Annotated in this window: 18 protein-coding genes; 9 read left to right on the forward strand and 9 right to left on the reverse strand. The window is 69.0% G+C overall.

Features of this window, described 5'->3' with window-relative positions:
- Positions 1–353: 353 nt before the first annotated feature.
- The 3 genes from ACZ3HQ_RS29120 to thyX form a co-directional block, all read right to left on the reverse strand.
- Positions 354–2,039, reverse strand: a complete 1,686-nt coding sequence (locus ACZ3HQ_RS29120) for a ribonuclease J (protein ID WP_467515484.1) — start codon at positions 2,037–2,039, stop codon at positions 354–356.
- Positions 2,040–2,195: 156 nt separating this feature from the next.
- Entirely contained in the window at positions 2,196–3,095 is a 900-nt protein-coding gene (gene dapA / locus ACZ3HQ_RS29125) for a 4-hydroxy-tetrahydrodipicolinate synthase (protein WP_030816863.1), read from the reverse strand.
- Between the two features lie 252 nt (positions 3,096–3,347).
- Entirely contained in the window at positions 3,348–4,076 is a 729-nt protein-coding gene (thyX, locus tag ACZ3HQ_RS29130; RefSeq protein WP_030816861.1) for an FAD-dependent thymidylate synthase, read from the reverse strand.
- 178 nt (positions 4,077–4,254) lie between these two features.
- Here thyX and ACZ3HQ_RS29135 point away from each other — a divergent pair, with 178 nt between their 5' ends.
- Both ACZ3HQ_RS29135 and ACZ3HQ_RS29140 read left to right on the forward strand, forming a co-directional pair.
- The gene (locus tag ACZ3HQ_RS29135; RefSeq protein WP_467515489.1) at positions 4,255–4,491 is read left to right on the forward strand and encodes a hypothetical protein; all 237 of its coding nucleotides are present in this window, start codon (positions 4,255–4,257) and stop codon (positions 4,489–4,491) included.
- 91 nt (positions 4,492–4,582) lie between these two features.
- Positions 4,583–5,137 (forward strand): hypothetical protein, encoded by a 555-nt coding sequence (locus tag ACZ3HQ_RS29140; protein ID WP_467515491.1) that lies wholly within the window; start codon positions 4,583–4,585, stop codon positions 5,135–5,137.
- A 4-nt stretch (positions 5,138–5,141) separates the two neighbouring features.
- Here the strand turns inward: ACZ3HQ_RS29140 and ACZ3HQ_RS29145 are convergent, their stop codons facing one another.
- From ACZ3HQ_RS29145 to eccD, 6 genes are all read right to left on the reverse strand, one after another.
- Entirely contained in the window at positions 5,142–5,594 is a 453-nt protein-coding gene (locus tag ACZ3HQ_RS29145; RefSeq protein ID WP_350899680.1) for a tetratricopeptide repeat protein, read from the reverse strand.
- Between the two features lie 13 nt (positions 5,595–5,607).
- A complete protein-coding gene (gene dapB / locus ACZ3HQ_RS29150) occupies positions 5,608–6,360 on the reverse strand; it encodes a 4-hydroxy-tetrahydrodipicolinate reductase (protein WP_467515494.1) in 753 nt (250 codons plus the stop codon).
- 34 nt (positions 6,361–6,394) lie between these two features.
- Positions 6,395–7,774, reverse strand: coding sequence for a M16 family metallopeptidase (locus ACZ3HQ_RS29155; protein ID WP_467515496.1), 1,380 nt, complete (start codon positions 7,772–7,774; stop codon positions 6,395–6,397).
- The gene (locus tag ACZ3HQ_RS29160) at positions 7,771–9,990 is read right to left on the reverse strand and encodes a polyribonucleotide nucleotidyltransferase (protein WP_467515498.1); all 2,220 of its coding nucleotides are present in this window, start codon (positions 9,988–9,990) and stop codon (positions 7,771–7,773) included. Before ACZ3HQ_RS29160 ends, ACZ3HQ_RS29155 begins: the two co-directional genes overlap by 4 nt.
- 323 nt (positions 9,991–10,313) lie before the next feature.
- Complete coding sequence (rpsO, locus tag ACZ3HQ_RS29165; protein ID WP_030816847.1) at positions 10,314–10,601, reverse strand: 30S ribosomal protein S15; 288 nt, start codon at positions 10,599–10,601, stop codon at positions 10,314–10,316.
- A gap of 338 nt (positions 10,602–10,939) precedes the next feature.
- A complete protein-coding gene (eccD, locus tag ACZ3HQ_RS29170; RefSeq protein WP_467515500.1) occupies positions 10,940–12,409 on the reverse strand; it encodes a type VII secretion integral membrane protein EccD in 1,470 nt (489 codons plus the stop codon).
- Positions 12,410–12,571: 162 nt separating this feature from the next.
- Here eccD and eccCa point away from each other — a divergent pair, with 162 nt between their 5' ends.
- The 7 genes from eccCa to ACZ3HQ_RS29205 all read left to right on the forward strand — a co-directional run bounded on the left by eccCa (position 12,572) and on the right by ACZ3HQ_RS29205 (position 23,013).
- Positions 12,572–16,534, forward strand: a complete 3,963-nt coding sequence (gene eccCa, locus ACZ3HQ_RS29175; protein WP_467515503.1) for a type VII secretion protein EccCa — start codon at positions 12,572–12,574, stop codon at positions 16,532–16,534.
- 86 nt (positions 16,535–16,620) lie between these two features.
- The gene (locus ACZ3HQ_RS29180) at positions 16,621–17,124 is read left to right on the forward strand and encodes a hypothetical protein (protein ID WP_467515506.1); all 504 of its coding nucleotides are present in this window, start codon (positions 16,621–16,623) and stop codon (positions 17,122–17,124) included.
- Positions 17,121–18,653: a WXG100 family type VII secretion target gene (locus tag ACZ3HQ_RS29185; protein ID WP_467515508.1), complete on the forward strand. Its 1,533-nt coding sequence runs from the start codon at positions 17,121–17,123 to the stop codon at positions 18,651–18,653. Before ACZ3HQ_RS29180 ends, ACZ3HQ_RS29185 begins: the two co-directional genes overlap by 4 nt.
- A 29-nt stretch (positions 18,654–18,682) precedes the next feature.
- Positions 18,683–20,005 (forward strand): type VII secretion-associated serine protease mycosin, encoded by a 1,323-nt coding sequence (gene mycP, locus ACZ3HQ_RS29190; RefSeq protein ID WP_467515511.1) that lies wholly within the window; start codon positions 18,683–18,685, stop codon positions 20,003–20,005.
- Positions 20,006–20,009: 4 nt separating this feature from the next.
- Positions 20,010–20,249 (forward strand): hypothetical protein, encoded by a 240-nt coding sequence (locus ACZ3HQ_RS29195; RefSeq protein ID WP_467515513.1) that lies wholly within the window; start codon positions 20,010–20,012, stop codon positions 20,247–20,249.
- 10 nt (positions 20,250–20,259) lie between these two features.
- Positions 20,260–20,688 (forward strand): hypothetical protein, encoded by a 429-nt coding sequence (locus ACZ3HQ_RS29200; RefSeq protein ID WP_467515515.1) that lies wholly within the window; start codon positions 20,260–20,262, stop codon positions 20,686–20,688.
- Positions 20,689–20,700: 12 nt separating this feature from the next.
- Entirely contained in the window at positions 20,701–23,013 is a 2,313-nt protein-coding gene (locus ACZ3HQ_RS29205; RefSeq protein WP_467515517.1) for a hypothetical protein, read from the forward strand.
- The last annotated feature ends 5 nt before the right edge of the window (positions 23,014–23,018 follow it).

Genomic DNA, 23,018 nt, shown 5'->3' on the forward strand with positions numbered 1-23,018 from the left:
CCAGTCAGAGGGGGTTGTCTTCCCGGCCCGCTGGGCCGTTCCGACGTCTCAAACCTTAGCGGATCATCCCCGGCAGTTCCTAATCGGGCTGCCGGCTCCCATTCGAATTGAATTCGGACGCGCCGAAAGCAATCCCAGGGGGATGGTCGTACTGGTGGTTGAGTGCCGCTCTCGCGGCGAGGTGCCACCGCGGAACCGTTACGGCTCCGGGGCAGACCAAGAACTCTACGGATCGGCCAAGGGGGTGTCAACTCGTCCTATCAAGATTTTTTCGAGCGGGTGTTCGCCCCGGCGACGCACTGGGGCCCCTCGACCGGTGTCGAGGGGCCCCAGTGCAGGTCAGAGCGTCGGGATCAGACCTCGACGACGACCGGGAGGATCATCGGGCGCCGACGGTAGGTGTCCGAGACCCACTTGCCGAGCGTGCGCCGGATGAGCTGCTGGAGCTGGTGAGGCTCCACGACGCCGTCCTGAGCGGACCGCTCCAGCGATTCCGTGATCTTCGGGAGGACCTCCGAGAAGGCACCGTCGTCGATACCGGAGCCGCGGGCCTGGATGTGCGGGCCACCCGTGATCTTGCCGGTGGACGCGTCCATCACCACGAAGACCGAGATGATGCCCTCGTCGCCGAGGATCTTGCGGTCCTTCAGCGCGGGCTCGCGCACATCGCCGACCGAGAGGCCGTCGACGTAGACGTAACCGGCCTGGACCTTGCCCGCGATCTTCGCCTTGCCCTCGACCAGGTCGACGACCACGCCGTCCTCGGCGATGACGATCCGGTCGTGCGGGACGCCGGTCGCGGCGCCCAGCTCGGCGTTGGCGCGCAGGTGGCGCCATTCGCCGTGGACCGGCATGAGGTTCTTCGGGCGGCAGATGTTGTAGAAGTACAACAGCTCGCCCGCGGACGCGTGGCCCGAGACGTGCACCTTGGCGTTGCCCTTGTGCACGACGTTGGCGCCCCAGCGGGTCAGGCCGTTGATCACGCGGTAGACCGCGTTCTCGTTGCCCGGGATGAGGGACGAGGCCAGGATGACCGTGTCGCCCTCGACGATGCGGATCTGGTGGTCCCGGTTGGCCATGCGGGACAGGGCCGCCATCGGCTCGCCCTGGGAACCCGTGCAGACCAGGACGACCTTGTCGGCCGGCAGGTCGTCGAGCTGCTTGACGTCGACGACCAGGCCCGGCGGGACCTTCAGGTAGCCGAGGTCCCGCGCGATGCCCATGTTGCGGACCATGGAGCGGCCGACGAAGGCGACCTTGCGGCCGTACTTCTGGGCGGTGTCCAGGATCTGCTGGATGCGGTGCACATGGCTGGCGAAGCTCGCCACGATGATGCGGCTGTGCGCGCCCTGGAAGACGTTGTCCAGCACGTTGGAGATGTCGCGCTCGGGCGGGACGAAGCCGGGTACCTCGGCGTTCGTGGAGTCCGAGAGGAGGAGGTCGATGCCCTCCTCGCTCAGCCGCGCGAAGGCGTGGAGGTCGGTGAGCCGGCCGTCCAGCGGGAGCTGGTCCATCTTGAAGTCGCCGGTGTGCACGACCATGCCGGCCGGGGTGCGGATGGCGACCGCGAGGGCGTCCGGGATGGAGTGGTTGACCGCGACGAACTCGAGGTCGAAGGGGCCGACCCGCTCGCGGTCGCCCGCTTCCACCTCCAGGGTGTACGGGCGGATGCGGTGCTCCTGGAGCTTGGCCTCGATCAGCGCGAGGGTCAGCTTGGAGCCGATCAGCGGGATGTCGGGCTTCTCGCGCAGCAGGTAGGGGACCGCGCCGATGTGGTCCTCGTGGCCGTGCGTGAGGACGATGCCCTCGATGTCGTCGAGGCGGTCCCGGATGGACGAGAAGTCCGGCAGGATCAGGTCGATTCCGGGCTGCTCCTCCTCGGGGAAGAGCACGCCGCAGTCGACGATCAGCAGACGGCCGTCGTACTCGAAGACCGTCATGTTCCGGCCGATCTCACCGAGACCGCCGAGGGGGGTGACGCGCAGGCCGCCCTTGGCGAGCGGCGGCGGCGGGGCCAGTTCAGGGTGCGGATGACTCAAAAGACTCTCCTGACCACACGCGCCACGTACCGGTGGGCACGTGGCGCGCATGACGTTCAGTGCGTGCGGTTGTCGTAAGGGGGGCGGGACGCCGGTGCGCCCGCTGTTCTGTTGTGTGCTGCGGTTGTGTGGCTCGGATGGTGCTGAAGTCTGATGTCAGAGCTGTACCCCGCCGGCGGCAAGATCGATCTTGAGCTGGGCGATCTCCTCCGGGGAGCACTCGACCATGGGGGCGCGCAGCGGACCGGCGGGCAGGCCCAGCAGGGCGAGCGCGGCCTTGGTGGTCATGACGCCCTGGGTGCGGAAGACGCCGGTGTACACCGGGAGCAGCTTCTGGTGGATCTCGGCGGCCTTGACGACGTCGCCCGAGGTGTAGGCGTCCACGAGGGCGCGCAGGTCGGGGGCGACGAGGTGACCGACGACGGAGACGAAGCCGACGGCGCCGACGGAGAGCAGGGGCAGGTTCAGCATGTCGTCGCCGGAGTACCAGGCGAGGCCGGAGCGGGCGATGGCCCAGCTCGCGCGGCCGAGGTCGCCCTTGGCGTCCTTGTTGGCGACGATCCGCGGGTGCTCCGCGAGGCGGACCAGGGTCTCGGTGCTGATCGGAACGCCGCTGCGGCCGGGGATGTCGTAGAGCATCACCGGCAGGCCGGTGTTGTCGGCGACGGCCGTGAAGTGGCGGTACAGGCCCTCCTGCGGGGGCTTGTTGTAGTACGGCGTGACGACCAGCAGGCCGTGCGCGCCGTCGCGTTCGGCCTGGCGGGCCAGTTCGAGGGTGTGGTGGGTGTCGTTGGTGCCGACTCCGGCCACGACGCGGGCGCGGTCGCCGACCGCTTCCACGACGGCTCGTACGAGGTCCGATTTCTCCGCGTCGCTGGTGGTGGGTGACTCGCCGGTGGTGCCGTTGACGATCAGGCCGTCGTTGCCTGCGTCCACCAGGTGGGCGGCGAGCCGCTGCGCGCCGTCGAGGTCGAGTGCGCCGTCCGCCGTGAAGGGCGTGACCATGGCGGTGAGGACCCGCCCGAAGGGGGTCTGCGGAGTCGAGGTCGGAGCCATGAGTGACACGCTACTCGGTACTCGATCCATGGTCTGCCCGTGGGGTGTCGGGAAAGTCAGGACAAACGCGGGTCAAACTCTCGACCCGCCCCTCGATCCGTCTCTCGGCCGAAAAGGAGCCCGGCACTGCCTGCTCGGGGGTTCAAGCAGTGCCGGGTCCGTTTGATCAGGCTAGATGAACTTCTCTAAATGCCGCAATACGGACACTTCGGGAGGCTGATCCGTACATCCGTTCCGCACGGGGGAACAGGGTTACGGGGCCACCCGGCCGTTGGCGTTGAAGGCCGCGTAGGTGAGCGGCATCAGACGGGCCCACTCGGCCTCCATCTTCTCGCCCACCATCTCGATCTCCCGCTGCGGGAACGACGGCACCTTGGCCAGCTCGTGCTGGGTGCGCAGACCGAGGAAGTGCATCAGGGAGCGGGCGTTGCAGGTGGCGTACATCGAGGAGTACAGCCCGACCGGCAGGGCCGCGCGGGCCACCTCGCGGGCGACGCCCTCGGCGAGGAGCTTCTGGTAGGCGGCGTACGCCTGCTCGTAGGACTCCGTCAGGGTGTCGCGCACCGCGTCGTACTGGGCGGGGCTGCCCTCGACGAAGACGTACTTGCCCGGGCGGCCCTCCTGGACCAGCTTGCGGGAGGTGTCGGGGACGTAGAAGACCGGCTGCAGCTCCCGGTAGCGGCCCGATTCCTCGTTGTAGGACCAGCCGACGCGGTGCCGCATGAACTCGCGGAAGACGAAGATCGGGGCGCTGATGAGGAAGGTCATCGAGTTGTGCTCGAACGGGCTGCCGTGCCGGTCGCGCACCAGGTAGTTGATGAGGCCCTTGGAGCGCTCGGGGTCCTTCTGGAGCTCGTCCAGGGACTGCTCGCCCAGGGTGGAGACTCGGGCGGCGAAGAGGACGTCGCTGTCGGACGCGCTGGACTTCACTAGCTCGACGGTGACGTCGCTACGGAGCGTGAGCGGCTCGGGGGTGGTCACAAAGGTCCTTCCATCACTTCTGCGGTTTGCAGCCACCATACGGGGCACGCGCACCGGTCAGAGCAACACCTCACCCCATAAATCGCATCCAGCGGTTTTCCGGACATGGGCACCTTTTGCGGCACTCGGACGTCTGAGGGGGTGAGGTCGCAGACCCCCGGAAGGAGACCCACCCCAGATGTTCCGTCGTCGTGAGCCCGTACCCTTCGCCTTCATCGCCGAGGCCGACAGGTTCCGCGGCAATGTCACTCCCCCGCCCCCCGAGCGCGTGTCCCGCGCCGAGCGGGCCGGGCGCTCGCTGCTCATGCTGACCCTCGTCGCCGGGATAGTCGGCGCGCTGGTCGTCGGCATGCCCGCGCTGTCCACTCCGGCCGCGCCGCCGGCCGGCCAGTCGCAGGCGGCGCCGGGTCACTGACCCTTGTGGCCGCCCACGGCTGGTGAGCCCCGCCACCGGCGGATAGCCTCACCGGGCACAAGCCCGTGCGAGGACCTTGCGAGGAACAGCCGTGCCCCTGCCCTTCCTGACGGCCGACCGCACTTTCGAGGCGGCCGACGAGAGCTCGCTGCCCTATGACGACCGGGACCGCTGGCGGCGCCCGTACCGTCCCGGCCCGTGGCGGGTGGGCGGGGCGGCGCTGGGGCTGCTGTTCTCCTCGTTCGTGCTGTTCGGGGCCGTGCTCACCGCGCTGACCGGCACCACGACCTCCGCCGGGGTCACCTTCGTGCTCGCCGGGGCGATCGTCGTCGGCGCGCTGCGGGTGCTGCGCATGGGGGTCTGGGTCAGCCCGCGCGGCCTGCGCCAGGTCGGCTTCCTGGTGACGCGCACGGTGCCGTGGGAGCGGGTGGTCTCGCTGCGGACGGCACAGCAGCCGGTGCGCTGGCTGGGCCTGCCCCGCACGGTGCAGGGACAGGCGCTGACGCTGGTCCGCGACGACCGCGCCCCCGACGACACTCCCCCGCTGCTGACGACGCACACGCTGGACTTCCTCAACCGGCCCGCCGGGTTCGACCGGGCCTCGGACACGATCGAGGCGTGGGCCGCGGAGTACGGGCGCGGCTGAGGCGTCAGGCCGGGATGTGGCGGCCGTCGTGCAGGGCGATGGCGCGTTGCATCGTCCTGCGGGCGCGCGGGGTGTCGCGGGCGTCGTGGTAGGCGACGGCGAGCCGGAACCAGCTCCGCCAGTCGTCCGGGGCGGCCTCGGTCTCGGCCCTGCGCCGGGCGAACACCTCGTCGGCCGAGTCGCGGTCGATCCGGCCGTCCGGGGTGCGGCGCAGCTCGTCGACGGGCAGGCCGCCCTCGGCCTCCAGTTCGGCGGCGAGCTGGTTGGCCCGGCGGACGAACTGGGTGTTCTTCCAGAGGAACCAGACGCCGATGACCGGCAGGATCAGCACGGCCACGCCGAAGGTGACGGTGAGGAGCGTGCCGGACTGGATGAGCATCACGCCGCGGCTGCCGACCAGGACGAAGTAGAAGACCAGGACGGCGGCCGTGACGAGGTAAGTGATCTTCGCGCGCATGAGGTGGGGGTACTCAGCCCAGGTCCAGGAAGTGTTCGAGGCCGAAGGTGAGGCCCGGAGCGGACCCCACCCGGCGCACACCGAGCAGGATGCCCGGCATGAAGCTGCTGTGGTGCAGCGAGTCGTGGCGGAGGGTGAGGGTCTCGCCCTCGCCGCCGAGGAGGACCTCCTGGTGGGCCAGGAGGCCGCGCAGCCGGACCGCGTGCACGGGCACCCCGTCCACGTCGGCGCCGCGGGCACCCTCCAGCGCGGTGACCGTGGCGTCCGGGGCCTCGGCGGTGCCGGCCCTGCGGCGGGCCTCGGCGATGAGCTGGGCGGTGCGGGTGGCGGTGCCGGAGGGGGCGTCCACCTTGTTGGGGTGGTGCAGCTCGACGACCTCGACGGACTCGAAATACGGCGCGGCGATCTGCGCGAACTTCATGGTGAGGACGGCGCCGATGGAGAAGTTCGGGGCGATGAGCACGCCCGTCTCCGGGGACTGGTCGAGCCAGCCCTGAAGCTGCGCGAGGCGCTCCTCGGTCCAGCCGGTGGTGCCGACGACCGCGTGGATGCCGTGGCGCACGCAGAAGTCGAGGTTGCCCATGACCGAGGCGGGGGTGGTGAGGTCGACGGCGACCTGGGCGCCGGCGTCCACCAGCGTCTCCAGCTTGTCGCCCCGCCCGAGGGAGGCGACCAGTTCCATGTCCTCGGCGGCCTCGACGGCCCGTACCGCCTCGGACCCGATACGGCCGCCTCCACCGAGGACCGCCACGCGCAGCTTGCTCATCTCTTCGTTTCCTTACCGCAGTTGAGGGGCGGGGTCAGGCGACCGCGTCGTCGAGCCGGGCGGCCTGCTTCTCCTTCAGCGGGCCTATGACCGACAGCGACGGGCGCTGTCCCAGGATGTCGCGGGCGACCGAACGGACCTCGTCCGGGGTCACCGCGGCGATCCGGGCCAGCATGTCGTCCACCGACATGTGGTCGCCCCAGCACAGCTCGCTCTTGCCGATACGGTTCATCAGCGCGCCGGTGTCCTCCAGGCCGAGGACGGTGGCGCCCTTCATCTGGCCGATGGCCCGGTTGACCTCGTCGTCGCTGAGGCCGTTCGCGGCGACCTGGTCCAGCTCGTCCCGGCAGATCTTCAGCACGTCGTGCACCTGGCTCGGGCGGCAGCCCGCGTACACCCCGAACAGGCCGCAGTCCGCGAAGGCCGAGGTGTAGGAGTACACGCTGTAGGCCAGGCCGCGCTTCTCCCGGACCTCCTGGAAGAGCCGGGAGGACATGCCGCCGCCGAGGGCGGTGTTGAGCACGCCCATGGCCCAGCGGCGGTCGTCGGTGCGGGCGAGGCCGGGCATGCCGAGGATGACGTGCGCCTGCTCGGTCTTGCGGCCGACCAGCTCGACGCGGCCCGCGGTGCGGATGGTGCGGCTGCCCTCGCGCGGGGCGATCGGCTGGGCGCCGTTGTCCCGCAGGGCGCCCGACTTCTCGAAGGCCGCGCGGACCTGGCGGACGACCTTGGCGTGGTCGATGTTGCCGGCGGCCGCGACGACGAGGTGGGTCGGGTCGTAGTGCTTCTTGTAGAAGCGGCGGATGCGGTCGGCGGTGAGGGCGTTGACGGTGTCGACCGTGCCGAGGACCGGGCGGCCGAGCGCGTTGTCGCCGAACATGGTGTGCGCGAACAGGTCGTGCACGCAGTCGCCGGCGTCGTCCTCGGTCATGGCGATCTCTTCGAGGATCGCGCCGCGTTCGACGTCGACGTCCTCCTCGCGGATCAGCGAGCCGGTCAGCATGTCGCACACCACGTCGATGGCGAGCGGCAGGTCGGTGTCGAGCACGCGTGCGTAGTAGCACGTGTACTCCTTGGCCGTGAACGCGTTCATCTCGCCGCCGACGGCGTCGACCGCGGCGGAGATGTCGAGGGCGGAGCGCTTGTCGGTGCCCTTGAAGAGCAGGTGCTCCAGGTAGTGCGTGGCGCCGTTCAGCGACGGGGTCTCGTCACGGGAGCCGACGTGGGCCCAGATGCCGAAGGTCGCCGAGCGCACGGAGGGCAGCGTCTCGGTGACGATGCGCAGACCGCCGGGCAGGGTGGTCCGGCGGACGGTGCCGATGCCGTCTCTGCCCTTGATGAGGGTTTGGGTACGGGCGACGGCCCGCGCCTCCGAGGAGGTGCGGGCCGTCGCCTTGAAGCTACGGGACGTCACTGGTCGGCGTCGTCCTTCTTGTCGTCCGAGCCGTCCTCGCCCTCGATCACGGGGATGAGGGAGAGCTTGCCGCGGGAGTCGATCTCGGCGATCTCGACCTGGACCTTCTGGCCCACACCGAGGACGTCCTCGACGTTCTCCACGCGCTTGCCGCCGGCGAGCTTGCGGATCTGCGAGATGTGCAGCAGGCCGTCCTTGCCGGGGAGCAGGGAGACGAAGGCGCCGAAGGTGGTGGTCTTCACGACCGTACCCAGGTAGCGCTCGCCGACCTCGGGCATCGTCGGGTTGGCGATGCCGTTGATCGTGGCGCGGGCGGCCTCGGCGGACGGACCGTCCACGGCGCCGATGTAGATCGTGCCGTCGTCCTCGATCGTGATGTCGGCGCCGGTGTCCTCCTGGATCTGGTTGATCATCTTGCCCTTGGGGCCGATGACCTCACCGATCTTGTCGACCGGGATCTTGACGGTGATGATCCGCGGGGCGTTCGGGGACATCTCGTCGGGCCGGTCGATGGCCTCCATCATCACGTCGAGGATGTGGAGACGGGCGTCGCGGGCCTGCTTGAGGGCCGCGGCCAGGACGGAGGCCGGGATGCCGTCCAGCTTGGTGTCGAGCTGGAGGGCGGTCACGAAGTCCTTCGTGCCGGCGACCTTGAAGTCCATGTCGCCGAAGGCGTCCTCCGCACCGAGGATGTCGGTGAGGGTGACGTAGTGCGTCTCGCCGTCGGCCTGCTCGGAGATCAGGCCCATGGCGATACCGGCGACGGGGGCCTTGAGCGGCACACCGGCGTTCAGCATCGACATGGTGGAGGCGCAGACCGAGCCCATGGACGTCGAGCCGTTGGAGCCGAGGGCCTCGGACACCTGACGGATCGCGTAGGGGAACTCCTCGCGCGTCGGCAGCACCGGCACGAGGGCGCGCTCGGCGAGGGCGCCGTGGCCGATCTCGCGGCGCTTCGGGGAGCCGACACGGCCGGTCTCGCCGACGGAGTACGGCGGGAAGTTGTAGTTGTGCATGTAGCGCTTGCGCGTCACCGGGGAGAGGGTGTCGAGCTGCTGCTCCATGCGGAGCATGTTCAGGGTGGTGATGCCCAGGATCTGGGTCTCGCCACGCTCGAACAGCGCCGAGCCGTGCACGCGCGGGATGGCCTCGACCTCGGCGGCGAGCGTACGGATGTCCGTGACGCCGCGGCCGTCGATGCGCTTCTTCTCCTTGATCACACGCTCGCGGACCAACTGCTTGGTCAGCGCGCGGTAAGCGGCGGAGATCTCCTTCTCGCGGCCCTCGAACTCCGGCAGGAGCTTCTCGGCGGCCAGAGCCTTGACGCGGTCCAGCTCGGTCTCGCGCTCCTGCTTGCCGGCGATCGTGAGGGCCTGGGCCAGCTCCGGCTGGACGGCCTTCTTCAGCGCCTGGAAGACGTCGTCCTGGTAGTCCAGGAAGATCGGGAACTCGCCCTCGGGCTTGGCGGCCTTGGAGGCGAGGTCGGCCTGAGCGCGGCACAGGACCTTGATGAAGGGCTTGGCGGCCTCGAGACCGGCGGCCACGACCTCCTCGGTCGGCGCCTCGGCGCCGCCCTCGACCAGCTTGATCGTCTGGTCGGTGGCCTCGGCCTCGACCATCATGATCGCGACGTCGCCGTCCTCCAGGACGCGGCCGGCGACCACCATGTCGAAGACGGCGTCCTCGAGCTCGGTGTGCGTCGGGAACGCGACCCACTGGCCGCGGATCAGCGCGACGCGGACGCCGCCGATCGGGCCGGAGAAGGGCAGGCCGGCGAGCTGCGTCGACGCGGACGCGGCGTTGATCGCCACGACGTCGTACAGGTGGTCCGGGTTGAGCGCCATGATCGTGGCGACGACCTGGATCTCGTTGCGCAGGCCCTTCTTGAAGGAGGGGCGCAGCGGGCGGTCGATCAGGCGGCAGGTGAGGATCGCGTCCTCGGAGGGGCGGCCCTCACGGCGGAAGAAGCTGCCGGGGATCTTGCCGGCGGCGTACATCCGCTCCTCGACGTCCACCGTGAGGGGGAAGAAGTCGAGCTGGTCCTTGGGGGCCTTGGAGGCGGTGGTGGCCGACATCACCATGGTGTCGTCGTCCAGGTACGCCACGGCGGAGCCGGCGGCCTGCTTGGCAAGGCGGCCCGTCTCGAAGCGGATGGTGCGGGTACCGAAGGAACCGTTGTCGATAACGGCCTCGGCGTAGTGGGTCTCGTTCTCCACTAGCGTTCTCTCCTCGTCTTCGTCCCGCTCGCCCGTGTGGCGTGGGGACGGTGGTGGGAGAAGCGCTCCGTCTGGTGCGGGCCGGTCTTCGATCGAAGCACCCAGGGGCTCTCTTCCCCCCTGGGGGCCACTACCGAGGACCGGCGGCGGCGCGGTGCGCCTCTCCTCGTTCTGTGTCGTACGTGATGCGTTGTGCCAACACCCTACAAAGGGGGAGTGACAGTCCGCACGTTTCCGCACCTACAGCGGGTACGGGCGCTGGGCCCGGCAAGCAAAAAAGGAGCGGCTCCCGACAGGCTCGGGAACCGCTCCCTCATGGCGACTTACTTGGCGCCGGCCGCACCGCGGCGGATGCCGAGGCGGTCGACCAGGGCGCGGAAGCGCTGGATGTCCTTCTTGGCCAGGTACTGCAGCAGGCGGCGGCGCTGACCGACCAGGATCAGCAGACCACGGCGGGAGTGGTGGTCGTGCTTGTGGGCCTTGAGGTGCTCGGTCAGGTCGGAGATCCGGCGCGACAGCATGGCGACCTGGACCTCGGGGGAGCCGGTGTCGCCCTCCTTCTGGCCGAACTCGGCGATGATCTGCTTCTTCGTAGCGGCGTCGAGAGACACTCGTACTCCTCATGGTGGTTGCCACCGAGTGCCCCCGGTCTGAATCTCGGGGGAGCTTCCGTTACTCGGGAGGCGGGGCTCGCTGGGCGCGGCCTCCAGAGCTGCTGCTCCGGGGGTGCGTACACGAACGGCCGTCACTCAGGGTACCAGGGGCTTCCGGGGCCTCCTCACGGCCCCTAGGGGGCGTCTGGTCGGTCACGCCGGGCTCGCGGCGCCTGGCACCGCACCTCGCCGCGTTGTCGTCGGTCCCCGATGCTCCGCATCGACTCCCTCCTCCGCCTTGCGATGCACGGCACCAGACGCCGCTCCCTGACCCGGCCTGACCGACCAGACGCCCCCTAACCGACCATCGAGCGTACGTCCGCGAGGACGCCGAGGGTGGCGAGGCACAGGGGGGCCAGGGCGAGCAGGACGGCGCCCTCGGCGAGGTCGAGGAAGCGGCCCCAGAAGGGTGACAGCCCCTTGCTGGGGACGGTCAGCCCGATCCCGGTGATCAGTACGGCACCCGCCGCGACGGCCGCCGTCAGCCAGGCGGTGCGCAGGTCGAGGGCGCCGCGGTCCTGGTGGAGCACGAAGTCGGTGAGGGCCGCGTGGGGCGGGTTCAGGGCGAGGCCGAGCAGCAGCAGCGCGATGGCGGCCAGGCCGGCGACCAGGACGCAGGACACCTGGGCGGTGTACCGGAACAGCCGGGCGCGGATCAGCATGGCGAGGCCGGTGGTGAGGGCGAGGAGCTGGCCCCAGACGTTGTCGCAGAAGCCGAGGACGGCGGCGGAGGCGACGACCAGGGCCGCCGTGCCGCCGACGAGGCCGAGCAGCATCTCGTGTCCGCGCCGGGCCTGGGCGGCGACGAGGTCGGCGTCGAGCGGTTCGGTGTCGGCGCCCTGCGCGGCGTCCGGGTCGAAGGCGTCGTCGGTGGCGGAGTGCGGCGAGGCGTAGCCGATGGGCAGCCGGGCGAAGCGGGCGGAGAGGCCGGGCAGGAAGGCGACCAGGCCGATGGCGACGGGGGCGCACACGGCGGCGGTCGCGGTGGCGGACGCGTCGGTGAGCAGGGCGACGAAGGTGGCGACGGTGCCGACGGCCGCCAGGAAGGAGGCGGCGACGAAGGGGGCGTCCCCGCCGGGCGTGAGCGCCACCAGGACGACCGAGGCGATGAGCACGGCCACGCAGCCGAGCATGAACTGGAGCTTGCCCGGCCCCTGGGCCGCCGGTGCGCCGATGATCCCGGAGCCCGCGATCATCAGCAGCGGCAGCGCGCCGAGGCCCACGGCGACGGCGGCGCCCCGGTCGCCGTACACCCGCGCGCGGACCCCGGCGAAGGCGGTGAGGAGCACGCCGAGGCCGCCGGCGATGACGCCGGGCAGTCCGTTCATGTCGTGGCGGACCGGGTCGGCGTACCAGAGGACGAAGCCGGTCAGCAGGATCAGCAGGGCGCCGCCCGCAAGTCCGGCGACGCGCAGCAGGTCCTCGCTCCACAGGTGCCGGTCGCGAACGACGGCGGAGGCGACGGCGTCGGAGACGTCGTCGTAGACGGCGGGCGGCAGGGACTCGGCGAAGGGGCGCAGGCTCAGCACCTCGCCGTCCAGGACGCCCTCGTCGGCCAGGGTGCGGGCGCTGTCGAGCACGCGCCCGTCGCGCCGGACCAGGTGGTAGCCGGCCGGGGTGCCGACCTCCTGGGTCTGCCCGGTCAGCCGCAGTATCTCCGGGTAGATGTCGGCCACGGCGATGTCCACCGGAAGCGCCACGTCGATGCGGCTGTCGGGTGCCACGACCGTGACCCTGCTGAATCCCGTCGCCGCTGTCGTAGTCACCTTCACAGACCCCCTGTTCGCGGATGCGCACGCTGCGGGCGTCACCCTACCGGGGCCCGGTGTCAGTGGTGACCAGTAGGATCGCCGGCAAGCGGAGGACGACCGTCGCCACGGGGGTGCCGGTGATCAACCGATCGTCCGCGCAGGAGGATTGACGCTCCGGTGAGCCAGCTCGTCATCAAGCGCCCGCCTCGTGCGCTGCCGCCCGAAGTGTCCTCGGAAGAGGTGCAATTGGAGGCTCCTCCCGAGCTGCCGCGCGGGCAGCAGGAGGGCATGCTGATGCAGGTCCTGCCGACCCTCGGCATGGGCTCCTCCGTGGTGTTCTACTTCGCATCCCCGAACGCCCATCCGTTCATGCGGATCATGGGTGTGGTCATGCTCGTGTCCACGGCCGCGATGGTCGTCTCGCAGATCGTCCGGCACCGTCGCGGTACGCAAGGGCAAATGGCCGACGTGCGCCGTGACTACCTCCGTTACCTGGCCCAGACGCGGCGCACGGTGCGCAGGACGGCCCTGCGTCAGCGGGACGCGCAGCTCTATCTGCACCCCGCTCCCGAGCAGTTGTGGTCGCTGGTCGCCGAGGGCAGCCGGGTGTGGGAGCGGCGGGTGGCGGACGAGGACTTCGGGCAGGTCCGGATCGGCCTGGGTCCGCAGCAGTTGGCCACTCCCCTGCTGGCGCCGCAGACCGCGCCGGTGGACGAGCTGGAGCCGCTGTGCGCGGGTGCCATGCAGCGTTTCCTGTCGGTGCACGGCCAGTTGGACGGTCTGCCGGTGGCGCTGTCGCTGCGCGCCTTCTACCACGTGACGGTCTCCGGCGACCCGGAGCGCGCCCAGTCGGCCGCGCGCGCCCTGGTCGCGCAGGCGACGACCCTGCACTCCCCCGACGACCTGATCGTGGCCGTCGTCGCCTCCCGGGGCGCGGCGGAGCGCTGGGACTGGACGAAGTGGCTGCCGCACTGCCAGTTGCCGGGCCAGTTCGACGGCGCGGGCACCCGCAGGCTGTTCAGCGACGACCTCGGTGAGCTGGAGCAGTTGCTGGCCGGGCGGCTGGAGGAGCGGCCCCGGTTCAGCCGGGGCGGGCAGCCGTTGCTGGACCAGCCGCACGTCCTGGTGGTGCTCGACGGCGGCATCGTGCCGCCGTCGTCGGTGTTCGCGGCCGCCGAGGGCCTTCAGGGCGTGACGATCGTGGAGGTCGTCAGCGGCGAGCTGGACACCCCGCGCGGTGACCTCTCCATCGTGGTGCGCCCGGAGCGGCTGCGGCTGGACTCCGGTGGCGACGTGGCCTTCGAGGGCACCCCCGACGGGCTGTCGCTCCCCGGCGCCGAGGCGCTGGCCCGGCAGCTCGCGCCCTTGCGGATGGGCGGCGGGGACGACGACGAACCGCTGCTGTCCAACCTGGACTTCACCGATCTGCTCGGCCTCGGGGACGCCGCCTCGGTGGACGTACGGCGCACCTGGCGGCCGCGTTCCATGTCGGAGCGGCTGCGGGTGCCGATCGGCGTCGGCGAGGACGGCCAGCCGGTGATGCTGGACCTGAAGGAGGCCGCGCAGGACGGCATGGGCCCGCACGGCCTGTGCGTGGGCGCGACCGGCTCCGGCAAGTCGGAGCTGCTGCGCACCCTGGTGCTGGGCCTGGCGGTCACGCACTCCTCGGAGACGCTGAACTTCGTCCTCGCGGACTTCAAGGGCGGCGCGACCTTCGCGGGCATGTCCCAGATGCCGCACGTCGCGGCCGTGATCACCAACCTCTCCGACGACCTCACCCTGGTCGACCGCATGGGCGACGCGATCCGGGGCGAACTCCAGCGCCGTCAGGAGCTGCTGCGGGCGGCGGGCAACTACGCCAACATCCACGACTACGAGAAGGCGCGCGCGGCCGGTGCCCCGCTGGAGCCGCTGGCCTCGCTGGTCCTGGTGATCGACGAGTTCAGCGAACTCCTCACCGCCAAGCCCGACTTCATCGACATGTTCATCCAGATCGGCCGGATCGGCCGCTCCCTGGGCGTGCATCTGCTGCTCGCGTCCCAGCGGTTGGAGGAGGGGCGGCTGCGCGGTCTGGACACGTATCTGTCGTACCGGGTCGGTCTGCGGACGTTCTCCGCGGCCGAGTCGCGGGCGGCGCTCGGGGTGCCGGACGCGTACCACCTGCCGTCGGTGCCCGGTTCGGGGTACCTGAAGTTCGGCACGGACGAGATGACGCGCTTCAAGGCGGCGTACGTCTCGGGCACGTACCGCGCGGGCGGGGCCGAGGTCGCGCAGGGCAGCGCGCCCGTGGAGCGTCGTCCGGCGCGGTTCACGGCGCTGCCGGTGCCGATGGCGTACGCGGCGCCCGACCCGGCCGAGGAGCGGGCACGCGCCTCGCGCGCGGAGGACGACGCGCTCGCGGACACGGTGCTGGACGTGATCGTGCAGCGCCTGGACGGCCAGGGGGTGCCCGCGCACCAGGTGTGGCTGCCCCCGCTGGACGAGGCGCCCGCGCTGGACCACCTGCTGCCCGCGCTGTCGGTGTCGCCCGAGCGGGGTCTGCACGCGCCGGAGTACCCGGGCGCGGGCGCGCTGACCGTGCCGCTGGGTCTGATCGACAAGCCCTTCGAGCAGAAGCGCGAGGTGCTGTACCGGGACTTCTCCGGCGCGGCCGGCCACATGATGGTGGTCGGCGGCCCGCAGTCCGGCAAGTCGACGCTGCTGCGCTCGCTGGTGACGTCGTTCGCGCTGACCCACACCCCGCTGGAGACGCAGTTCTACTGCCTGGACTTCGGCGGCGGGGGCCTCGCCTCCCTGGCGGACCTCCCGCACGTCGGCGGGGTCGCGTCCCGGCTGGACCCGGAGCGGGTGCGCCGTACGGTCGCCGAGGTCGCGGGCATCCTCAACCGCCGCGAGCAGTTCTTCCGCACGAACGGCATCGACTCCGTCGCCACCTACCGCAGGCGCCGCGCGGCGGGCGAACTGCCGGGCGAGGCGTGGGGCGACGTGTTCCTGGTCATCGACGGCTGGGGCAATTTCAAGACGGAGTACGAGGGCCTGGAGGGTGTCGTCAACGACATCGCGGGCCGGGGTCTCGGCTACGGCATCCATGTCGTCGTCTCCGCGTCGCGCTACATGGAGGTCCGCGCGGCCCTCAAGGACCAGATCCTCAGCCGGCTCGAACTGCGGCTGGGCGACCCGATGGACTCCGAGTTCGACCGCAAGGTCGCGGTGAACGTGCCTGCGGGCGTGCCCGGCCGGGGCCAGGTCTCGGAGAAGCTGCACTTCATGACGGCTCTTCCCCGTATCGACGGCGCCTCGTCGGCGGGCGACCTGTCCGAGGCGACGGCCGCGCTGGTGCAGCGGGTCAAGGCCGGCTGGGAGGGTCCCGCGGCTCCGACGGTGCGTCTGCTGCCGCGCAAGCTGCCGGCCGACCAGTTGCCCAAGGGCTTCGAGTTCCCGCAGGCGGGCATCGCGATCGGTATCGACGAGGCCAACCTGGAGCCGGTCTTCGTCGACCTGGACACCGACCCGTTCTTCCTGGTCTTCGGGGAGAGCGAGTCCGGCAAGACCAACCTGCTGCGGCTGATCGCCAAGCAGATCGCCGAGCGGTACACCCCGGCGGAGGCCCGCATCGTGGTCGGTGACTACCGGCGCACCATGCTGGAGGCGGTCGGGGAGGAGCATCTGCTGGAGTACGCGCCGATGGCGTCGGCGATGCAGGTCCACATGGACGCGATCCGGCAGTTCATGGAGATGCGCGCGCCGAAGCCGGACATCACGCCGCAGCAGTTGCGCGACCGCAGTTGGTGGACCGGCCCGCAGCTCTTCGTCATCATCGACGACTACGAGCTGGTGGCGACCAACTCCGGTAATCCGCTGAGTCAGTTGGTCGAGCACCTGCCGTTCGCGCGGGACGTCGGCGTGAAGTTCATCATCGCCCGCAGCCAGGCGGGCGCCTCGCGTGCGATGTACGAGTCGTTCATGCAGCGGGTGAAGGAGCTGGGAGCACAGGGCGTCGTTCTTTCGGGCGACCCCAGCGAGGGCGACATCCTCGGCACGGTACGGGCGCGTCCCATGCCGCCGGGGCGTGGCGTGTTCGTTTCGCGCAAGCGCGGAACGTCCCTTATTCAACTGGGGTTGCTTCCGCAACGCCATTAGAGTGATCGATGGAAACCACCCCCGTTCCCGCGTTCGAACGAGCGAAGGGACGGGGATGACACGGGGAGAACGGGGAGGCGGCTGAGGTGAGTTCGGACGGGGGCGGCAAGGTTCCTGACACGGGGACCGGCTTCGACACCCTGGCGGGGGTCAATCCGGCGATGGCGCTGGACATCCAGCACAACGCCATGAAGAGCTTCAAGAAGCGGGTCGACGCGCTGCTGGTCGAGCTGGACAAGTCGGAGGCGGCACCGGGCAAGGTCGGCGAGGACCGGCTGCCGCGTGCGCAGCTCGGGGCGGCCACCTTCAAGGAGGCGCAGTTCCTCCACGACTCGTACACCATCGTCCACGACGAGTTGGAGAACCTCTCCAAGGCCCTCAGCGCCCAGATCGAAAGCATGAGCCTCGCGGTCCACGCCTCCCGCGTGGGCTACGAGAACCTCGACGAGGACATCAAGGCGCGGATGCGGGCGGTGAACGCGGAGGCGGAGAAGTATTACGACGCGGCGCGGGATCCTTATGCGCGGGGCGCGAAGGACTCGGCTGCGGCCAAGCCGGGCGCAGGAGAGTCCAAGGAGGGATTGTCGTGAGTGAGCGGAAGCAACCGAAGCTCAGTCGTACGGACTTCGAGTCCATGACGCATGAGCAGCTCGCGGCCATGCTCGACTCCGCCGACCGGGAGTCCGCGGCTCATCTCGCCACCAAGCTGCACAATGCCTCGTCAACGATCACCAAGATCGGCGATGACTTGATGAAGCACGTCAAGAGCCTTGAGTGGCAGGGCAAGGCCGGTGACTCCTTCCGCGATTGGGGTGGCCACACCGCGAGTGCCACCCTACGGCTGGGCGAGTACGCGGGGGCGGCGTCGCAGTGGATGAGCGAGGTCTCGCAGGCCATCGCCAATGCGAAGGCATCCATGCCGGACACGTCGGAGACGACCCAGGCAAAGGCCGTGCTGGCCGACGCCCACAAGACGATCGATGCGGCGAGGCAGCCGGGGTCGCGGAACGACCCTGATGCCCGTAAGGCAGCCGAGACCGCCCATTCCGACGCGGCCGCCGCCCAGACCTATATTGACGCGACCCGCCAGGACGCCATCCAGCAGATGCGGAAACTGGCGGAGTCGTATGAGCATTCAGCCTTGCAGATAAACAGCATCACGCCTCCTACGTTCGCGCCGGCGTCGGGGCGAACGGGAGATGCTGAGTGGTGGGTCAATGACGAGAGGGTGGTTCCTAGCAGATCCACCGAGTACGCCGGATACGACTCGTCCGGTGCGGCCAGTTCTACGGCCGGCTCCGGGGGGAACTCGCAGTCTGCTGCCGTACACCGCGCCGCGACGGGCCCGGTCCTCGACGCCCCGACGCGTTCAAGTGGCCATCCCGCTACCCGTCCCGAGCCCGTGTCCCTGAACATCGACAGCGCCGATACGCTCCCGCGCACGTCGGCGCCGCCCCTCACCACGTCGTCGACGGGTCCGGTTCTGCCACAGCGTGAGGTGTCGACGCCGGGACTGCCAGTTGCTTTGCCGCCGACCTTCGCCGGAGGTGGCCGCCTCCCCGGCGCAGAGCTGCCCGCACGCACGCCCGGCCTCGGCCGGCTCCCGCAGGTGCCTGGTCTGGCGAAGCCGATCGAAGGCATGACGCGCATGCCTCGGGACACGGGCATCGTCGGCGGCAGACCGGTCAGCGCGACTGGTCGGCCGACGAACGGGATTCCACGAGGAACCGTCATCGGAAGCGAGAGCGGGCAGGGCCGCACCCCTCTCGGTCGCGCCATCACGCCCGGCTCCGTGGAGGGAGCTCGGTCCGCAGGAGCGATGGGCGGCTCCGGTCGCCGGCTCGCGTCCGAGACGGGAGGGGTTCTCGGTGGGCGTTCCGGCCAACCGGGGCAGCCCGGCGGTCGTCCCTTCACCTCGGGCGGTTCCGGACTCGTTCGCCCGTCGGCCAAGGGCGCCGACCAAGCACAGACATCCCATGTCGGTCGCGCCGGCGCCCCAGGCAGGCCCGCCGACTCGCGCAAGTCTCAGGAGCACGACAAGCGGCCGGACTACCTCGTGGAAGACGAGGAGACCTGGACAAGAGAGGGGCGCCGGACTCTGCCCCCCGTGGTCGACTGAGTCCGCATCTATCAACCCCAGGAAGGCACATGCGCACCAGAGGCATGCAGCGCTGTCGAGTCACCTCCACGGCGGCGGCAGCTCTAAGCCTGCTACTCGTCGGTCTCTCGGCCGGTCCCGCGCAGGCGGAGCCCATACGAGCGGAGCAGTGGTACCTCGACGCCATGCGCGCACCCGAGATCTGGAAGTCCAGTACGGGGCGCGGAATGACAGTTGCCCTCATCGACTCCGGGGTCGATGACTCACTCGCAGATCTCAAGGGCCAGGTCCTGGACGGGACGGACTTCTCCTCGCTGCGCGGCGACGAGCACACCGATGTCGCGGGCCACGGCACCTCGATGGCCGCGCTAATCGCGGCGACGGGAGCACGCGGAGGGGCAAACGCTTCGTACGGGCTCGCGCCGGGAGCGAAGATCCTGCCCATTCGAATGCTGGACAGCCAAGAGGTCAGCGGTCGGATGGATGCCAATACGGAGTACTCCGAGAAGTTGACCCAGGCGATCCGCTACGCCGCCGACTCCAAAGCACAGATCATCAACATGTCGCTGGCGCTGAGCGACTCACGTGGGCGCCACGACGTCGGCACTCCACAGCTTGAGGCTGCCGTCAGATACGCCTTGTCCAAGGGGAAGCTGCTCTTCGCCGGGGTCGGCAACAGGGGCGACAAGGAGAACCTGCCTTCTTACCCGGCTTCAACCCCTGGCGTGGTCGGAGTTGGAGCGGTGGATCGGGATGTCAAGGTGGCCGCCTTTTCCCAGCGGGGACCTGAGGTCGACATAGTCGCTCCTGGCGTGGACATGTTCCACGCTTGCACCTCGGAGACGCAGCTCTGCGAGTCACAAGGCACTAGCGACGCCACCGCCATCGCCTCCGCCTCTGCAGCCCTCATCTGGTCGGCTCATCCCAGCTGGACCAACAACCAGGTTCTGCGCGTCATGCTCGGCACGCTGGCCAAGCCCGCGAACGGCGCGAACAGGACCGATCTTCTCGGCTACGGCGCCATACGCCCCCGGCGCGCATTCACGGAGCCCGTGGACCCCGGCCCGGCCGACGTGTACCCCCTCCCCGACCTGGCCGCAGCCGCCGCCAAGTCTCCGTCTCCCAAGACGCCCAAGCCCACGGCGCCCGCCAAGCAGGAGAAGGTGGCGGCGAAGTCGAGTGAGGGTGGAAACGCGCTCCTCTGGACCGGCGTAGGCGTCGCGGCCGCCCTGCTCATCGGCGCCGTGGTCACCGTCGGCGTACTCCGCTCCCGTCGCCGCACGCCCGCGACACCGCCCCCTCCCGCGTACCCCCCGCACGCCCCGGCCCAGGGCCCGTACAACGACCCCCCGCAGAACCCACAAGCCGGGTAACGGCATGCAGGCCATTATCGAATCGGGCAGCGCCAGCGTCTACTTTCAGTGCGACTCAAAGGACCGGATGCGCCCACTTTCTTTCACCGGCACTATTTACAGTGACTTCTACATGAGCTTCGAAGCGCGTTTCCGGCCTCTGTTCCGCTCCTCGCTCAAGGTGGCGAAGATTCTCAAGTGCGAGAACGAGATCAAGTTCCCGGATCCCGCGAAGATGAAGTACCTGCCGCTCAAGAAGGACTAGAAAGCCAGCCATGTCATTCGACGCGATGTGGGGTCAGGCGCGTGATACCGCCGCGGCCCGGCAGCAGAGCAGTATGCGGATCGATCACGCGGCAGCAGACGGGGCGGGTGGGGGTGCCTCCGATTACACCGTCACGTCGCCCGAGCTGAAGGCCGTGGGGAACGACGCACAGGAGTTGTTTCACCATCTGGAGACCGACGCGTTCCACGCCGGCGCCACCACCGGCACGGCCTCGACCCAGTTGACCGACGACGGCTTCAAGACCGGCTCCGCACTGTTCTCCGCGTGGGACACGTGGTGTTCGCAGGCGGAGGCGCTGCTCAGTGCATGTGCGCATATCCACAACCACCTGGAAGACACGGTGTGGACGCACAAGAACTATGAGGAAACCCTCAAGACCAATCTTTCCGTCGAGGAAATCGACAAGCATTTCAAGTAAGGAAACCTGAGCATGGTCGCGTTCGACGATCTCCTCCATGCCCGCCTGGGCAGCATGCAGGACGCCGTGAACGACTGGACGGAGACCGTCAAGAAACTGAAGACGCTGCAGGAGAAGGCCGAGAACGGCATGCAGCACAAGGCGGAGAAGGCGGACTGGAAGGGCCAGAACGCCGGCATCACCCGCCCCTTCATCAAAAAGACCGCCAAGGAATTCAGCGACGCGGCCAAGGAAGCCGAAAGCATCCGGAACATCCTCCGGGACGCGCTCCACGAGTTCAAGACCGCCAAGGACAAGCTCAAGAAGATCGTCGACGACGCTCCCGGCCAGGGCATCCGTATCGACTCGGACGGGACGGTGAGCTACCTCATCCATCCCGACCGGCGGCCGAAGGACTACGCCGGGCCGAAGCCGAAGCAGGCGGACTTCGACCATGTGCGCAGCGGCATCGAGAACGCCGTGACCGCGGCGACGGAGGCGGACGAGACCGCCGCCCGTGCCCTGCAAACGCTGACCGGGAAGGACGACAACAACTTCTCCGGCACGGAGTACAAGTCCCTCAAGCAGGCGGCCCACGCCCAGGACGCCGAGGATGCCAAGGCGGCGGCGAAACTCGTCGCCAAGGGGGACGACGCCTCCTCCGCGGAGATCGCCCGCCTGAACAAGTACCTCGAGGACAACAAGGGTGACGCGTACTTCGCCGAGCGCTTCGCTCTCGAGGTCGGAGTGAAGGGCAATCTCGACTACTGGGTCGACATGGGTGACCCGTCGGACGGCTCGCGTCTCGGGCTCGACCATCAGAAGCAGATCAAGGAGCTTCAGCAGAACTGGAGCATGACGCTGGCCGAGGCGACCCACTCGCACAGTCCGGCCATGGAGCGGTGGAAGTCCGACGTCATCAGTTCGGGCACCGATGTGGTGCAGAGCCGGGGTACGTCCGCCTACGGCTTCCAGGTGATGAGCAACCTGATGCGGCACGGGTCCTTCGACACGAAGTTCCTGAAGGACTACGGGAACGCGGTCACGGTCGCCGAGAGCCGGATGACGCACAACGGTGCCCTGCGGCCGGGGCAGGTCTGGAACGCCGGGCTGGGGATGGCACCCCATTTGAGCTGGGACGGCAAGGATCTCGGGCGTGATCCCATGGCCGGATTCATGGAGGCGCTCGGGCACAACTCCCGGGCTTCCACCGACTTCTTCAACAGCAAGATCGACGTGCCCGGGGAGCACAAGCCCCTCGACGCCTTCAGTTACTTCACGAAGGACCGGGCGTGGGTCGAGGACGCGTACAAGGACGGTTACGGCACCAAGTACGGCTACGACAGCCTCGGCCACGCCCTGGAGTCCGCGGCGACCGGCCATGCCTACGACGCGCCGGCCGAGGGGTTGAAGGACACGCGGACGCTGGACAACGCGAAGGTCGTCCAGAAGATCGTGGAGTTCTACGGCAGCGATCCCAAGTTCTCCCACGAACAGGGGATCTCGGACAGCCTGGGGAAGATCGGTAGTGCGTACATCGATGAGTTCAATCGCTCCATGGAGCAGGAGAGCATCGATTCCATGCGTGAGACCCGCAACTCCCCCTTCGGGGCCAACCTGCCGGATGGCACCTCTCGATTCGGGTCTGACTACAACGAGCGCCTGCTCTTCAACAGCGGCGACGCGGTCAATTATTTGAGCATCGTGTCGCAGAGCAAGGAGGGGCATGCACTGCTCTCTGCGGCGCAGACCGTGTACACCGCTCACACCCTCGGGGTGGTAGGTCCTGAGCCCAGCGGGGCAGAGATCAAGAACACCGATATGACCGACGCTCACACCATGGTCCGCGTGAGTGCCGAAACTCACGGAATTCTCGATCACTCACGCATGGGACAGATCGACCAGGACTATGCGGACGATTCGGAAGAGAAAAAGAAGGCCATTGCCCAGTCGTCCGAGTGGATCAAGTTTGGCACCGAGGCGGTGGTGGGAGGTGGCCTCACCATCGCGACTGAGGGTGCGGCCAGTCCTTTTGTTCCACTGGTCGCCGATACGGTGGGAAATGCCGTGGTCAGCGGCCTCGGCATGTATACGGATGAGGCCGCTGAAAACCACGCCGAGCACATGGATGACGAACTGAAGAAGACGTACAGCGACCTTAAGGCCGATACCTTGGCGCGAGGGAAAGAAGCCACCCAGATGCCTGTGGACGCTTACGTGGACGCGCCTGGCTGGAGTGAAGAAAACAGAAACTATATCCAGGAGGATCTGACGGGGTTGCTTAAAGACTCACGCCTGCACTTTGGGGACTCCGATCTGCCCGATCCATACAAGAAGGAAAAATAATGCCG

The organism is Streptomyces sp. NPDC018263 (genome assembly GCF_055562575.1).